Annotated in this window: 11 protein-coding genes and 1 riboswitch; of the genes, 6 read left to right on the top strand and 5 right to left on the bottom strand. The window is 75.2% G+C overall.

The window, feature by feature from the left end:
- Nucleotides 1-8 precede the first annotated feature (8 nt).
- Complete coding sequence (locus QP089_RS24985) at nucleotides 9-1,964, top strand: hypothetical protein (RefSeq protein ID WP_285914405.1); 1,956 nt, start codon at nucleotides 9-11, stop codon at nucleotides 1,962-1,964.
- Here the strand turns inward: QP089_RS24985 and cobN are convergent.
- A complete protein-coding gene (cobN, locus tag QP089_RS24980) occupies nucleotides 1,961-5,512 on the bottom strand; it encodes a cobaltochelatase subunit CobN (RefSeq protein WP_446474083.1) in 3,552 nt (1,183 codons plus the stop codon). The two genes, QP089_RS24985 and cobN, sit on opposite strands and share 4 nt — an antisense overlap.
- A gap of 82 nt (nucleotides 5,513-5,594) precedes the next feature.
- A riboswitch (cobalamin riboswitch) is annotated at nucleotides 5,595-5,712 on the bottom strand.
- Between the two features lie 94 nt (nucleotides 5,713-5,806).
- Here cobN and QP089_RS24975 point away from each other — a divergent pair.
- From QP089_RS24975 to QP089_RS24960, 4 genes are read left to right on the top strand one after another with little or no spacing between them, the layout of a single operon-like run.
- Nucleotides 5,807-6,901, top strand: a complete 1,095-nt coding sequence (locus tag QP089_RS24975; protein WP_285914403.1) for a hypothetical protein — start codon at nucleotides 5,807-5,809, stop codon at nucleotides 6,899-6,901.
- A gap of 60 nt (nucleotides 6,902-6,961) precedes the next feature.
- Nucleotides 6,962-8,113, top strand: coding sequence for a ferredoxin-like domain-containing protein (locus tag QP089_RS24970; RefSeq protein ID WP_285914401.1), 1,152 nt, complete (start codon nucleotides 6,962-6,964; stop codon nucleotides 8,111-8,113).
- Nucleotides 8,110-8,730 (top strand): precorrin-8X methylmutase, encoded by a 621-nt coding sequence (locus QP089_RS24965; RefSeq protein WP_285914400.1) that lies wholly within the window; start codon nucleotides 8,110-8,112, stop codon nucleotides 8,728-8,730. The genes QP089_RS24970 and QP089_RS24965 overlap by 4 nt, the downstream gene beginning before the upstream one ends.
- Nucleotides 8,730-10,232, top strand: a complete 1,503-nt coding sequence (locus tag QP089_RS24960; RefSeq protein WP_285914399.1) for a precorrin-2 C(20)-methyltransferase — start codon at nucleotides 8,730-8,732, stop codon at nucleotides 10,230-10,232. Before QP089_RS24965 ends, QP089_RS24960 begins: the two co-directional genes overlap by 1 nt.
- Here QP089_RS24960 and QP089_RS24955 read toward each other — a convergent pair.
- On the bottom strand, nucleotides 10,220-10,975 hold the full coding sequence (locus QP089_RS24955; protein ID WP_285914397.1) for a cobalt-precorrin-6A reductase: 756 nt from the start codon (nucleotides 10,973-10,975) through the stop codon (nucleotides 10,220-10,222). The two genes, QP089_RS24960 and QP089_RS24955, sit on opposite strands and share 13 nt — an antisense overlap.
- A gap of 17 nt (nucleotides 10,976-10,992) precedes the next feature.
- On the opposite strand from QP089_RS24955, the gene QP089_RS24950 reads away from it, so the two are divergent.
- Entirely contained in the window at nucleotides 10,993-12,030 is a 1,038-nt protein-coding gene (locus QP089_RS24950; RefSeq protein ID WP_285914396.1) for a cobalt-precorrin-5B (C(1))-methyltransferase, read from the top strand.
- A 7-nt stretch (nucleotides 12,031-12,037) separates the two neighbouring features.
- Here QP089_RS24950 and cobM read toward each other — a convergent pair whose 3' ends face one another.
- From cobM to QP089_RS24935, 3 genes are read right to left on the bottom strand one after another with little or no spacing between them, the layout of a single operon-like run.
- The gene (gene cobM, locus QP089_RS24945) at nucleotides 12,038-12,781 is read right to left on the bottom strand and encodes a precorrin-4 C(11)-methyltransferase (RefSeq protein ID WP_285914395.1); all 744 of its coding nucleotides are present in this window, start codon (nucleotides 12,779-12,781) and stop codon (nucleotides 12,038-12,040) included.
- Entirely contained in the window at nucleotides 12,778-14,058 is a 1,281-nt protein-coding gene (cbiE, locus tag QP089_RS24940) for a precorrin-6y C5,15-methyltransferase (decarboxylating) subunit CbiE (protein ID WP_285914394.1), read from the bottom strand. Before cbiE ends, cobM begins: the two co-directional genes overlap by 4 nt.
- On the bottom strand, nucleotides 14,051-14,461 hold the full coding sequence (locus QP089_RS24935) for a pyridoxamine 5'-phosphate oxidase family protein (RefSeq protein ID WP_285914393.1): 411 nt from the start codon (nucleotides 14,459-14,461) through the stop codon (nucleotides 14,051-14,053). Before QP089_RS24935 ends, cbiE begins: the two co-directional genes overlap by 8 nt.
- Between the last annotated feature and the right edge of the window lie 141 nt (nucleotides 14,462-14,602).

The raw sequence follows: 14,602 nt of genomic DNA, 5'->3' as shown, positions 1-14,602 counted from the left end.
CCCGTTTTGTGACGCTTCTCCGGGGCCTGGACGACATCGACTGGTCCGCCCTGCGGCACGCCTACGGCTCCGCCGAGGACGTCCCCGGCCTGCTGCGCGCCATAGCCGACGAGCGCGACCCGTCCACCGACGCGGTCGGGGACCTGGACATCAGGATCTACCACCAGGGCGGCTTCGTCTGCGACGCCGCCACCGCGGCCCTGCCGTACCTCCTCGAACTGGTGGCGTCACCGGACACCGCCGATCGGATCGGCCTGCTGGAACTGATCGGGCAGCTCGTCCACGAGGCGAACACGGTCTCGGAGGTCGACCCGGGGTGGCCGGACGCCTGGGCCGCCGCGCTGTCCGGCCTGCTCGCCTTGCTCGACGACCCCGACGCGACCGTCCGCAGGGAACTGACGAGGACGCTGTCGGCCGCCGCGAGCGACGCGGACGCGATCGTCCCGGAGCTGCGCGCCAGGTGGGACGGCCAGGACGATGCGGCGGTGCGGCTCGGGCTGGTCCTCGCGGCGGGCGAACTGGCGTCCGGGTGCAGCGCGCTCGTCCTGCCCGAGACGCTCCTCTGGCTCCGTGACCTGCGGGCATCGGGCGACGCGCAGCTCCGGCTCGCCGCCGACATCGCGCTGTCGGCGGCGGTCGGCGCGCAACGTCCCGATCTCGCCGCGGCCATCGAGGCCCTGCACGGTGACGTCGCGGTCTGGCGCGGCGTCCCGTGGGTCGGCGGCATGAGTCCCGAGCTCGTCCCGTTCTTCGGCGGCGGCGCGTCCCGCCTGCTCGGCTGGATCGCGGCGCGGATCGAGGACGACCCGCCCGCGCGCCTCGACCTGTGCACGGCCTTCATCGCCGACGGCGACGCCGACAAGCGGACCGGTGCAGTGCGCATCGCCGCGCACCTGCTGACCGCGCGGCGATCCCCGGTGGAACGCCTGATTCCGCACCTGGCCGCCCTGTCCGCCGATGCGTCCCCGGCGGCGCGCTCCCACGCCGTCCTGCTGCTCGCGGCACTGGACGAGGGCGCCCCCGACCTGCTCGCCGCCCGGCTCGGCGACGACGCGCCGCTGTCCCGGCACGGCGACGATCGCGTCTCCGACTTCGCCGCGTGGGGCCTGGCCTGGCGCAGGGACCCGCGCTGCGTCCCCTACCTGATGGAACGGCTCGCCGGAACACCGCCGACCGCCGACGTGTACGACGGTTCGGTGTTCACCACGTCGGCTCCGTCCATCCTCTATTCGCTGGCCCCGCTGAGCGAGCACGCGGACGTCCTCCTTCCGGCGATCCGCGCGCGGATGGACGACCCCGACACCGGCCGCACGCTCGCGCGGTCGCTGGCGGAGTGGGGGCCGGCCGCCGCACCGGCCGTCCCCGAACTCGTCCGGCTGCTCGACACTGTCGCGGCCGTCCAGGCGGCGACGGCGCTCGCCGCGATCGGCCCGGCCGCGGCCGGCGCGGCCGAAGCGCTGCGGCGCGGCGGAGGGTCCGTCTACGACGGAGAGGCCGTCCTTTCCTGGGCGCTGTTCAAGGTGACCGGCGACCCGGCGCCGCTGCTGGGCGCCGTCGACGCCCTTTCGCCCGGCCACGGCGGGATCCATCTGCTGGCCGATCTCGGCGAGCAGGCCGCCGCCCACGCCACGCGCCTCCGGCTGCTCATGGACTCCCGGTCCGACTGGACGCGCGTGGACGCGGCGCGCGCGCATCACTCGGTCACCGGTGAGCCCGGGGCCGCGTCCGAGACGTTGTGCCGCGAGGTCTACGAGCTGGCGCGGGGCCGGTACCTGCCGGTGCGGTGGGCGGCGGTGCGGTACCTCGCCGAGATGGGCCCGGCGCCTTCGCAGGTGCGCTGGGCGCTGCGCGAGATCCTGGACTCCGACCGCCGGCATCACGTCAACAGCGGATGGCGGGCCTTCGCCGAGGACCGGGAACTGCGCACCCTCGCCGCACGGCTCCTCGGACTGTCCGCGGCTTAGTCGGAATCCTCCAGGTCGCCTTCGACCTCGAGGTAGAGGCGCTTCAACGCCTCCAGGGTGTCCTGTTCCGGGTGCTCCCACATGCCCCGGTCGGCGGCTTCGAGGAGGCGTTCGGTGATGCCGTGCAGCGCCCACGGGTTCGACTCGTTGAAGAACGCCTGGTTCTCGGCGTCCAGCGCGTAGGTCTGCGCGAGCTTCTCGTACATCCAGTCGGCGACGACCCCGGCGGTCGCGTCGTAGCCGAACAGGTAGTCGACGGTCGCGGCCAGCTCGAACGCGCCCTTGTAGCCGTGCCGCCGCATCGCCGCGAGCCAGCGCGGGTTGACGACGCGGGCGCGGAAGACGCGGGACGTCTCCTCGTCGAGCGTGCGGGTGCGGACGGCGTCCGGGCGCGTGCTGTCGCCGATGTAGGCCTTCGGCGCCTTGCCGGTCAGCGCCCGCACGGTCGCGATCATGCCGCCGTGGTACTGGAAGTAGTCGTCGGAGTCGGCGATGTCGTGCTCGCGGGTGTCGGTGTTCTTCGCCGCGACGCTGATCCGCCGGTAGGCGTTCTCCATGTCGCCGCGCGCCGGGACGCCGTCCAGCCCGCGCCCGTAGGCGAAGCCGCCCCACACCGCGTACACCTCGGCGAGGTCGGAGTCGTCGCGCCAGTTCCGGCTGTCGATCAGCGGCAGGATCCCGGCCCCGTACGCGCCCGGCCGCGACCCGAACACCCGCAGCGTCGCCCGCCGCTCGTCGCCGCCCTCGGCGAGATCGGCCCGGACGTGCGCGCGGACGTAGTTCATCTCGTCCGGCTCGTCCTGGTTCGCCGCGATCTGCACGGCGTCGTCCAGCATCGCGACGGCGTGCGGGAAAGCGTCACGGAAGAACCCGCTGATCCGGATCGTGACGTCGATGCGCGGGCGGCCCAGCTCGTCCAGCGGGACCGGTTCCAGGCCGGTGACGCGGCGGGACGCCTCGTCCCAGACCGGGCGGACGCCGAGCAGCACCAGCACCTCGGCGATGTCGTCGCCGGAGGTGCGCATCGCGCTGGTGCCCCACACCGACAGACCGACCGAGCGCGGCCATTCGCCGGTGTCCTCGCGGTACCGGTCCAGCAGCGAGTCGGCCATCGCGCGGCCGGTGTCGTAGGCGAGCCGCGACGGGACGGCCTTCGGATCGACGGAGTAGAAGTTCCGGCCGGTCGGCAGCACGTTGATCAGGCCGCGCAGCGGGGAGCCGCTCGGCCCGGCCGGCACGTAGCCGCCGTCGAGGGCGTGCAGCACCATGCCGATCTCGTCGCGGGTCTTCTCCAGCCGCGGGACGATCTCCGTCGCGGCGAACCGGAGGATGTCGGCGACCTGCCCGTCCGCGACCTCGGACGCGGCGGCCGGGTCCCAGCCGCGCTCCTCCATCGCGCCGACCAGCGCCCGCGCCCGCTCCTCGACCGCGTCGACCTCCGTCCGGGCTGCGCCGTCCTCCTTCAGGCCGAGCGCCTCGCGCAGGCCGGGCAGCGTCACCGAACCGCCCCACATCTGCCGCGCCCGCAGCATCGCCAGCACCAGGTCGACGCGCGTCTCCCCGGCCGGGGCCGCGCCGAGGACGTGCAGGCCGTCGCGGATCTGGACGTCCTTCACCTCGCACAGCCAGCCGTCCACGTGCAGCAGGAAGTCGTCGAACTCGGCGTCGTGCGGGCGGTCGTCCAGGCCGAGGTCGTGGTCGAGGCGAGCGGCCTGGATCAGCGTCCAGATCTGCGCGCGGATCGCGGGCAGCTTCGCCGGGTCGAGCGCCGCGATGTTCGCGTGCTCGTCGAGCAGCTGCTCCAGCCGCGCGATGTCGCCGTAGCTCTCCGCCCGGGCCATCGGCGGGATCAGGTGGTCGACGAGCGTGGCGTGCGCGCGGCGCTTGGCCTGCGTGCCCTCGCCCGGGTCGTTCACCAGGAACGGGTAGATGAGCGGCAGGTCGCCGACCGCCGCGTCCGGGCCGCAGGACGCCGACATCCCGGCGGACTTGCCGGGCAGCCACTCCAGGTTCCCGTGCTTGCCGACGTGGACCATCGCGTCCGCGCCGAACTCGTCCGCGATCCACCGGTACGCCGCCAGGTAGTGGTGGCTCGGCGGAAGGTCGGGATCGTGGTAGATCGCGACGGGGTTCTCGCCGAAACCGCGCGGCGGCTGCACCATCACGACGACGTTCCCCGATCGCAGCGCCGCGAGGACGATCTCGCCGTCCGGGTCGTGCGAGTCGTCCACGAACAGCTCGCCGGGCGGCGGACCCCAGTGCCGCTCGATGCTTTCGCGCAGGTCCCCCGGAAGCGTCGCGTACCAGGCCTTGTACCGCGCTGCCGGGATGCGGACGGGGTTGCCGGTGAGCTGCGCCTCGGTGAGCCAGTCGGGATCCTGCCCGCCCGCCGCGATGAGCGCGTGCATGAGCGCGTCGCCCTCGGCCGGTAGCGCGTCGCCGATGTCGTAGCCGTGGCCGCGCATCTCGGCGAGCAGCTTCACGACGCTGGCCGGGGTGTCGAGCCCGACCGCGTTCCCGATCCGCGCGTGCTTGGTCGGATACGCCGACAGCATCAGCGCGACCCTTTTGTCCTTCGCCGGGACGTGCCGCAGCCGCCCGTGCCGGACGGCGATCCCGGCGACCCGCGCGGCGCGTTCCGGATCGGCGACGTAGACGCTGAGGCCGTCCTCGTCGGTCTCCTTGAACGAGAACGGCACCGTGATGATCCGGCCGTCGAACTCCGGCACGGCCACCTGCGTCGCGGTGTCCAGCGGCGACAGGCCGTCGTCGTTGGCCTCCCACGCGGCGCGCTCGCTCGTCAGGCACAGGCCTTGCAGGATCGGGACGTCCAACTCCGCCAGCGCGCCGACGTCCCACGCCTCGTCATCGCCGCCCGCGCCCGCGAACGCCGGTTTCGTGCCGCCCGCCGCGAGGACGGTGACGACCAGCGCGTCGGCCCGTCCGAGCGTCTCCAGCAGCTCCTTCTCGGCGGTGCGCAGCGAGGCGCAGAAGACCGGAAGCGCCCGCCCGCCCTTCGCCTCGATCGCCTCGCACAGCGCCTCGACGAACGCGGTGTTCCCGGCCAGATGATGGGCCCGGTAGTACAGGACGCCGACGACCGGCCCCTCACCCGGCGCGCTCGCGCGCTCCAGCACACCCCAGGTCGGCGTGGGCGCCGGGGGAGCGAACCCGAATCCGGTGAGCAGCACCGTGTCGGACAGGAAGTTGAACAGCTCCGCCAGGTTGCCCGGCCCGCCGTGCGCCAGGTACGCGTGCGCCTCGGCGCTCACCCCGGCCGGGACGGTGGACAGCTCCATCAGCTCGGCGTCCGGCGCCTGCTCGCCGCTGAGCACCACCACCGGGCGCGGGCCCGCGAGCAGCGCGTCCAGCCCGTCCTCCCACGCGCGGCGGCCGCCCAGCAGCCGCACGACCACCAGGTCGGCGCCGTCCACCAGCGCGGGCAGGTCGGCCACGGACGTGCGGGCCGGATTGGCGAGCCGGAAGCCGGCGCCGCTCGCACGCGCACTGAGCAGATCGGTGTCCGACGTGGACAGCAGCAAGATCACGCGGATCGGGTCCTCACCCGGGGTCCTCGCCCCGAATCGCAGGTCGCAGCACTGCACGACGGCTCGTGCAGCGGCGGCACGGAGTCTCCTGGCTCCCGGATCGCCGCTCGCCCCGGCCTTCCCGCTCGCGCGGTGGCCTCGCATGGGGTCCGCTCCCCGGTGACAGTGGCGGGACCGCGCCGGATTCGCACCGGCTTCCTCCCTTGCCGCCGCCCACACCCTAACCCGATTCCCTCCGGACCGGCGCGCGCGGGCGCGCCGCGGGGAGCCGCGGGCGCGTGGGACGATCGTCCGATGCAACCGGAGAGCGAGCCGGTGTCGTGGCGGATCCGGCGCTGGGCGGCGCCCGTCGCATTGGCGGTGCTGGTCGGCGCCGCCATCGCCGGAGTCGGCTCGGCGGTGGGCGGGAAGGACCCGGAGGCGGCCGGACATCTCCGCTACCGGATGCCGCGCTTCATGCTCACCGCGGGGCGGCAGGACCCGTGGCTCGAGGTCCGCGCGGCGCGCAGCGTGAACGGGCAGGTGCAGGTGGTCGACGCGGTGCGGCCGCCGGGCTCCGCCGGTGCGGTGCAGGAGATCCTCGCCGGGCCGGGCGGGAGGTTCGTGGTCGCCGCATCGCGGAACGATCCGTGCGAGACGCGCCTCTTCCAGTTCCGGCTCACCCGCGACGGTCACGTGACCGGGCTCGCGCCGCTGCGCGGCGGCACCACACCCGCGCTGGTCGCGGGCCTTGCGATGAATCGCCACGGCGACCGGCTCGCCTACACGACCGCGCCCTGCGCGCCGAACCCGCCGAACCCGCCGAACGCGCCGAACTCACCGAACGCATTGGCGCCCGCGAGCCCGCCGCGTGCCGCGCTGACCGTCCTCGACGCCGGGACGGGGGCCCGCCGCACGTGGAGCGCGGCCGGGCCCTCGGCCATCGGCGAGATCGTCTGGGCCCGCGACGGGCGGACGCTCGGCTACGCCACCGGCGACGTCGTCCCCGGGGCCGGGCAGGACGCCGCCGTCCGGAACGTCACCGTCCGCGCGACCGACACGCGCGCCGGCGGCTCCGGCCTGCGCGAGGGGCGGCTCCTGTTCCGCGCGCCGGGCGGCCCGGCTGCGGTCTCCTCCGCCACCATGGGCCCGGACGGCCGCTCCGGCCACGGGACGCTGCGACGGCCGGACGCCATCGCGATCTTCTCCTTCGCGGAGGGGGAGCCGCTGCGCGTCACCAGCACGATCCCCCAGAAGCCGGGCACGGGCGTCGCGATCGCGCTGGTCTCGAGCGGGGAACCGCGATATGCCTGCTTGAACGGCCTCGACGCGTTCGGCAGGGCCATCGACGGGGAGTTCCGGACGACCTTCTCGGGGTTCGGGCACTGCGACTCGGCGTGGGGCTACTGAGCAGCGGTTCCGTCCGGATCGGGGCGTTCGGGCCTTCGGGGCGGGCCTTAGGATCCTGGCGTGTCGTCTTCGCGTTCTGGGCCGGACCGGTGTCCGGGGGCTCTGCGGGTGCACGCCGCCGCCGATGGGGGGCTGGCGCGCGTCCGGCTGCCCGGCGGCGCCGTGACGCGGCGGGGGCTCGACGCGCTCGCCGTCGCCTCGCGCGAGCTGGGCGACGGGTTCCTGGAGTTGACCTCGCGCGCGAACGTGCAGATCAGAGGGCTTGCGGACGGCGCCGAGGAGGAGCTGAGCGCGCGGCTGAGCGACGCCGGGCTGCTGCCGTCCGCGACGCATGAGCGGGTCCGCAACATCCTCGGCAGCGTGCTGACCGGACGCGACGGCGGCGGCCTCGTCGACGTCCGGCCGGTCGTGGCGGCGCTGGACGCCGGCCTCTGCGCGGACCCGGGCCTCGCCGAGCTGCCCGGCCGGTTCCTGTTCGCGGTGGACGACGGGCGCGGCGACGCCATCGCGCTGCGCGCCGACGTCGGCCTGTACGCGGTGGCGCCGGACGTGTTCGCCCTGGTCCTCGCCGGAAAGGACAGCGGCCTGCGGGCCGCCCCCGAGGACGCTGCAGGGCTCGCGCTGGACGCCGCGCGCGCGTTCCTGCGCGTCCGGACGAGCGAGTGGCGAGTCGCCGAACTCGGCCGAGAGCTGCCGCTGAGCGGTGAACGGGAAGCGGAACCGGTGGCGGTTCCGGCGGTGCCGCGCAGGCCACCGCTCGGCGAGATTCCCCAGCGGGACGGGCGCACGGCGTTCTCCGGGCTGGTCCCGCTCGGCCGCCTCGACCCGGCCGGGCTGAGCGCCGCCGGGGAGATCATTGTCACTCCGTGGCGGGGGGTCGTCGTTCCCGGCCTCACGGACATGCCACACTTCCCTGGCCTGGTCACCGGACCCGACTGGGCGGGGCTGACGTCCTGCGCCGGCCGTCCCGGCTGCGCGAAATCGCTCACCGACGTGCGCGCGGACGCGGCCCGCGCCCGCCGGGCCGGCGGCGGGCTGCCGGTGCACTGGTCGGGCTGCGAGCGGCAGTGCGGGCGTCCCGCCGACCGGCACGTCGCGGTGGTGGCCACCCCCGGCGGGTACGAGGTGCGGCTCGGCGGCGAGGTCCGCGCCCGGCCCGGCGACCTGACGGCGACGGCGGCGGCCGCCGCCACGACACGGAGGAGCGAGTGATCGACTACGTCCGCGACGGCGCGGAGATCTACCGGCGGTCGTTCGCGACCATCAGGGCGGAGGCGGACCTCGCGGGGCTGCCGGACGACGTCGCCCGGGTCGCCGTCCGCATGATCCACGCGTGCGGGATGACCGACCTGGTGCGGGACCTGGACCACGCGCCCGGCGTCGTCGCGGCGGCCCGCGCGGCGCTGCTGGCGGGCCGCCCGATCCTGTGCGACGCGCAGATGGTCGCGGCGGGCGTCACCCGCCGGAGGCTCCCGGCGGGCAACGACGTCGTCTGCACCCTCGGCGATCCCCGCGTGCCCGCGCTCGCGGCGGAGCTCGGCACGACCCGCAGCGCCGCCGCGCTGGAGCTGTGGCGGGACCGGCTGGAAGGCTCCGTCGTCGCGATCGGCAACGCGCCGACCGCGCTGTTCCGGCTGCTGGAGATGGTCGCGGACGGCGCGCCCCGGCCCGCCGCCGTGCTGGGGATCCCGGTCGGGTTCATCGGCGCGGCCGAGTCCAAGGACGCGCTCGCCGCGTCCGGCCTGCCGCATCTGGTGGTGCGCGGGCGGCGCGGCGGCAGCGCGATGACCGCCGCCGCGATCAACGCCATCGCCAGCGAGGAAGAGTGATGACCGGACACCTGTACGGGGTCGGGCTCGGCCCCGGCGACCCCGAGCTGATCACCGTGAAGGCGGCCCGGCTCATCGCGGGCGCGGACGTGGTCGTGCACCACGCCGCGCGCCACGGCCGCAGCATCGCCCGCGGCATCGCCGCCTCCCACCTGCGCGAAGGGCAGATCGAGGAGGCGCTGATCTACCCGGTCACCACCGAGGCGACCGGCGACTACCGCGCCGTGCTGGAGGAGTTCTACGAGCGGTGCGCGGCGCGGCTCGCCGAGCACCTGGACGCCGGGCGGAACGTGGTGGTGCTGTGCGAGGGCGACCCGTTCTTCTACGGCTCGTACATGCACCTGCACAAGCGGCTGTCCGGCCGGTACCCGACGACGGTCGTGCCGGGGGTGACGTCGGTGAGCGCCGCGTCCGCCGAACTCGGCCGTCCGCTGGTGGAGCGCGACGAGGTGCTGACCGTCCTGCCGGGCACGCTGCCGCCCGATGACCTCGCCCGCCGCCTGGAGGCCACCGACTCGGCCGCCGTGCTGAAGCTCGGCCGGACGTTCGGCGGCGTCCGCGCGGCGCTGGAGGAGGCGGGCCGGCTGGACGACGCCTGGTACGTCGAGCGCGCCACCACCGACCGGCAGCGGACGGTCCCGCTCGCCGACGTCGACCCGGACACCGTCCCGTACTTCTCGGTCGCGATCCTCCCGAGCCGCGTGCACGAGCAGACCCGCCGCGAGCTGCCGGAGCCCGCCGCGGCGGGGGAGGGACGGGGCGAGGTCGTGATCGTCGGACTCGGCCCGGCCGGCCGCGCGTGGCTCACCCCCGAGGCGCAGGACGCCCTCGCCACCGCCGACGACCTCGTCGGATACGCCCCCTACCTGGCGCGGGTGCCCGCCAACCCGCGGCAGGAGCGGCACGCGTCCGACAACCGGGTCGAGTCGGAGCGGGCCGAGTTCGCGCTGGCGCTGGCCGAGCGGGGACGCCGCGTGGCGGTGGTGTCGTCCGGCGATCCCGGCGTGTTCGCGATGGCCGCCGCGGTCCTGGAGGTCGCCGCCGAGGACCGCTGGAAGGACGTCCCGGTGCGGGTCCTGCCCGGCCTGACCGCCGCGAACGCCGTCGCGTCCCGGATCGGCGCGCCGCTCGGGCACGACTACTGCGTGCTGTCGCTGTCGGACCGGCTCAAGCCGTGGGACGTCATCGCGTCCCGCCTCGCCGCCGCCGCTGCCGCCGACCTGGTCATCGCCCTCTACAACCCGGCGTCGAAGACCCGCAAGGAGCAGGTCGCCAGGGCCCGCGACGTCCTGCTGGAGCACCGGTCGCCGGACACGCCGGTCGTCATCGGACGCGACGTCGGCGGACCGGAGGAGAGCATCCGGGTGATCCGGCTCGCCGACCTCGACGGGACCGGCGTCGACATGCGGACGCTGCTGCTGGTCGGGTCGTCGCGGACGACGGTCGCCGAACGCGGCGACGGCGGCACGATCGTGTTCACGCCGCGCCGCTACCCCTCATGAGCGAGCCAGCTCACCGCCTCCTCGACCGTCGCGGCGATCGGGACGCCGCGCGGCGCCGGCGGCCGGTCGACCATGACGACCGGGACGCCCAGCGTGCGGGCGGCGGTGAGCTTGGCCGAGGTCATCGCGCTGCCGCTGTCCTTGGTGACCAGCGTGTCGATCGCGTGCTCGCGCATCAGCGCCAGCTCCTCCTCGATGGTGAACGGGCCGCGTCCGAGGACGGTCTCCATGCGCGGCGGCAGCGGCGGCTCCGGCGGATCGACGGACCGGACGAGGAACCAGCGTCGCGCGTCGCCCGCGAACGCGGCGAGGTTCTTGCGGCCGGTCGTCAGGAAGACCCGCTCGCCGGGCAGGTCCGCGGCGGCGGCCTCCAGGGACGGGACGCGCCGCCAGTCGTCGCCCGGCCCCTGCGTCCAGCCGGGGCGGCGCAGCACCAGCAGCGGGATCCCGGTCCGCCCCGCCGCGACCACCGCGGACTCGGTCATCAGCGCGGCGAACGGATGCGTGGCGTCGACGACCGCGTCGATGCCCTCCTCGCGCAGCCAGGCCGCGAGACCGTCCGGGCCGCCGAACCCGCCGATGCGGGTGCGGCCCGGCGGCAGGTCGGGGTCGGCCGTCCGGCCCGCCAGCGAGCTGATCACGTCGTAGCGGGGATCGTCGGCGAGGGCTGCGGCCAGCCGCCGCGCCTCACCGGTCCCGCCGAGCAGGAGAACACGCCTGGTCTCTTCCACGGGCACGGTCACGAGGGCATGGTACGGCCGTGAGCGATCTCCGCTACGGCTGGACGACCGGCGCGTGCGCGACCGCCGCGACCAAGGCCGCGCATGCCGCGTTGCTGACCGGCGAGTTCCCCGATCCCGTGCAGATCACGCTGCCGAAGGGGCAGACGCCCGCGTTCGCGCTCGCCGTCGAGGAACTCGGCGACGGGTTCGCCACGGCCGGGATCGTGAAGGACGCGGGCGACGACCCCGACGTCACGCACGGCGCGCTCGTCCGCTCGACCGTCCGGCCGGGCGCGCCCGGCAGCGGGGTGGTGTTCCGCGCGGGGCCCGGCGTCGGCACCGTCACCCGTCCCGGCCTGCCCCTCGACGTCGGCGAACCGGCGATCAACCCGGTGCCGCGCCGGATGATGCGCGAGGTCCTCGGCGACGCCGACGTCATCGTGGAGATCTCCGTCGACGGCGGCGAGGAACTGGCGCGCAGGACGTGGAACCCGCGCCTCGGCATCCTCGGCGGGCTGTCGATCCTCGGCACGACCGGCGTCGTCGTCCCGTACTCGTGCTCGGCGTGGATCGACAGCATTCGGCGCGGCGTGGACGTGGCGCGCGCGATGGGCCGCGAGCACGTCGCGGGCGCGACCGGCAGCACGTCGGAGAAGGTCGCCGCCGACCTGCACGGGCTGCCGGAGGACGCGCTGCTCGACATGGGCGACTTCGCCGGCGCCGTGCTGAAGTACCTGCGCCGCCACCCGGTGCCGAGGCTGACGATCGCGGGCGGCATCGGCAAGCTCGCCAAGCTCGCCGCCGGGCACCTCGACCTGCACTCCAAGCGGTCCCAGGTCGACTTCGGCGTCCTCGCCGCCATGATCGACGACCCGGAGACCGCCGAGCGGGTGCGCAACGCCAACACCGCGCTCGACGCGCTCCAGATCTGCCAGCGGGCCGGTGTGCCGCTCGGCGACCTCGTGGCGGACCGCGCCCGCGCCACGGCCCTCGACGTCCTGCGCGGCGCGCCCGTCGCTGTCGACGTCGTCGTCATCGACCGCGCCGGCGTGATCGTCGGACGATCCGGCCCCTGACCTGCGCCTACGAGCGGCAGCGGGCGGCGGAGTACAGGTGGCTGTCGGTGAAGTCCTCCGCCGTCAGGACGCGGCCGACGATGATCACGGCCGTCCGCTCGATGCCCGCCTCCCGCACCTTCGCGGTGATGTCGGCGAGCGTGCCCCGGACGATCACCTCGTCCGCTCGGGACGCGTAGGCGACGACGGCGACCGGGCAGTCCCCGCCGTAGTCCAGGATCAGCTCGTCGACCACGGACTCGATCCGCTGCACGGCCAGGTGCAGCACCATCGTCGCGCGGCTGCGGCCCAGCGTGCGCAGGTCCTCGCCCGGAGGCATCGGCGTCGCCCGCGCCGACGTGCGGGTCAGCACCACGGTCTGCGCCACCTCCGGGACGGTCAGCTCCCGGCCCAGCGAGGCCGCCGCCGCCGCGAACGCGGGCACGCCCGGCGTCACGTCGTACGGGACGCCCGCCGCGTCCAGCCGCCGCATCTGCTCGGCCATCGCGCTGAACACCGACGGGTCGCCCGAATGCAGCCGCGCCACGTCCTGCCCGCGCCCGTGCGCCGCCACCAGCTCGGCGACGATGTCGTCCAGGACCATCCGCGCGGTGTCCACCAGGCGCGCGCCCGGCGGGCACCACTCCAGCACCTCCGGCGGGACGAGGCTGCCCGCGTACAGGCACACCGGCGAGGCGGCGACCAGGTCGCGCCCGCGCACCGTCATCAGGTCGGCGGCGCCCGGCCCGGCGCCGATGAAATGCACGGTCATCGGTCGTCCCCTCGCGTCACGGCCCACTGCGTGACCGGCATCATCGGCCGCCACCCCGTGAACCCGCCGACCGGCGCGGCCCGGCCGATCTCGATCCTGGTCAGGTCGCCGCCGAGCCGCTCGCGCGCCTGCGTGACCACCCGCTCCGACTCGATCGTGACGGCGTTGACGACCAGCCGCCCGCCCGGCCGCAGCGCCTCCCAGCACGCGTCCACCATCCCCGGCGCGGTGACCCCGCCGCCGATGAGGACCGCGTCCGGGGCGGGCAGCCCCGCCAGCGCCGCGGGCGCCTCGCCGACGACCACGCGCAGGCCCGGGACGCCCAGCGCCGCCGCGTTCGCCTCGATCCGCGCCGCCCGCCGCTCCCGCTCCTCGATCGCGATCGCCCGGCAGGACCGGTGCGCGCGCATCCACTCGATCCCGATGCTGCCCGCGCCGCCGCCGACGTCCCACAGCAGCTCGCCGGGGACGGGCCCGAGGCGGGCGAGGGTGATCGCGCGGACCTCCCGCTTGGTGAGCTGCCCGTCGTGGTCGTAGGAGTCGTCCGGCAGGCCGGGCACGACGGACGTCCCCGGCCCCGCGCAGCGGATCGCGACGACGTTCAGCGCGCCCGGATCGTCCGGCACCGGGCCGACGCGCTCGTCGTCCGCGCCGAGCCGCTCCAGCACGGTCACCTCGCTGGCGCCGTAGCCGCGCTCGTCCAGCAGTGCTTTGATCTCGGCGGGCGTGTCCGCGCCCGCGCTCAGCACCAGGACCCGCCGGCCGGGTGCCAGTACCGCGTTCAGTACCGGTAGCGGCCGCCCCACCGCGCTCACGACCTCGGTGTCCTCGACCGGCCAGCCGAGCCGCGCGCAGGCCAGCGACAGCGACGACGCGTGCGGCACCACCCGCACCCGGCCGGCGCCGAGCAGCCGCACCAGCGTCGTGCCGATCCCGTAGAACATCGGGTCGCCGCTCGCCGCGACGGCGATCCGGCGCCCGCGGTGCGCCTCGAACAGCGCGGGCAGCCCCGGCAGCATCGGCGACGGCCACAGCGCCCGCTCGGCGTCCAGGCTCGGCAGCAGGCCGAGCTGCCGCGGCCCGCCCATGATCACGTCCGCCTTGCGGAACGCGTCCCGCGCGGCCTCGGTCAGCCCGTCCCAGCCGTCGGCGCCGATGCCGACGACCCAGACGTCCGGGGCCACCGGGTCCTCCGGGGCACCCGGGGCGGCCGGGGTGTCGACGGCGTGCAGGTCCGGCCGCGTCGTGTCATGGGAGGCGGTGCCGTCGTCAGACATTGCCCAGCACCCGTCCGACCGCGATCTCGATGACGACCCGCTGCGGGTTCTCGCGCGGGGGCTTGTAGCGCTCGGCGTACCGCCGCTCGGCGTCCGCGACCGACGCCGCGTCGCTCCGCAGGACGGCCCGGCCCTCGACCGTCACCCAGTACCGGCCGTCCACCTGGCTCACCGCGACCGGCAGCCCGCCGTCGCCCGCCGCCCGCACGTGCCGCGCCTTCGCCGACCCGGCCGAGGTGATCACGCGCACCAGCCCGGCGGCGGCGTCCAGCGTCGCGCCCACCGGCACCGCGTGCGGCGTGCCGTCCGGGCGGACCGTGACCAGCGTGCACACCCGCCGCTCCCGCCAGAACGCCCGGACCCGCTCGTCGTCCAGGCTCAGCCGGTGTCGTGTCCCCTGCATCTCGTCCTCTCGTCCGGGTGAGCAGCAGGATCCCACGGCCGCGGGGGAGAACGTACGGACGGGGAGGTGACATGGTCCCCCGTTCGCCGCGCTGGCGGATTTGTCGCGCTATATGATTAGTTAGCGCAAGAAACTATTTCG

The sequence above is a fragment of the Actinomadura opuntiae genome (genome assembly GCF_030283205.1).
GTDB lineage: Bacteria > Actinomycetota > Actinomycetes > Streptosporangiales > Streptosporangiaceae > Spirillospora.
The sequence above is the reverse complement of the archived record's forward strand: the minus strand, read 5'-3'. Positions and strand labels throughout refer to the sequence as shown.

Bases quoted from the DNA above. Each gene is read 5' to 3' on its own strand.
- QP089_RS24935 (WP_285914393.1), bottom strand. From the start codon at position 14,461: ATGCAGGGGACACGACACCGGCTGAGCCTGGACGACGAGCGGGTCCGG.
- cbiE (WP_285914394.1), bottom strand. From the start codon at position 14,058: ATGTCTGACGACGGCACCGCCTCCCATGACACGACGCGGCCGGACCTG.
- QP089_RS24975 (WP_285914403.1), top strand. From the start codon at position 5,807: ATGCAACCGGAGAGCGAGCCGGTGTCGTGGCGGATCCGGCGCTGGGCG.
- QP089_RS24960 (WP_285914399.1), top strand. From the start codon at position 8,730: ATGACCGGACACCTGTACGGGGTCGGGCTCGGCCCCGGCGACCCCGAG.
- cobM (WP_285914395.1), bottom strand. From the start codon at position 12,781: ATGACCGTGCATTTCATCGGCGCCGGGCCGGGCGCCGCCGACCTGATG.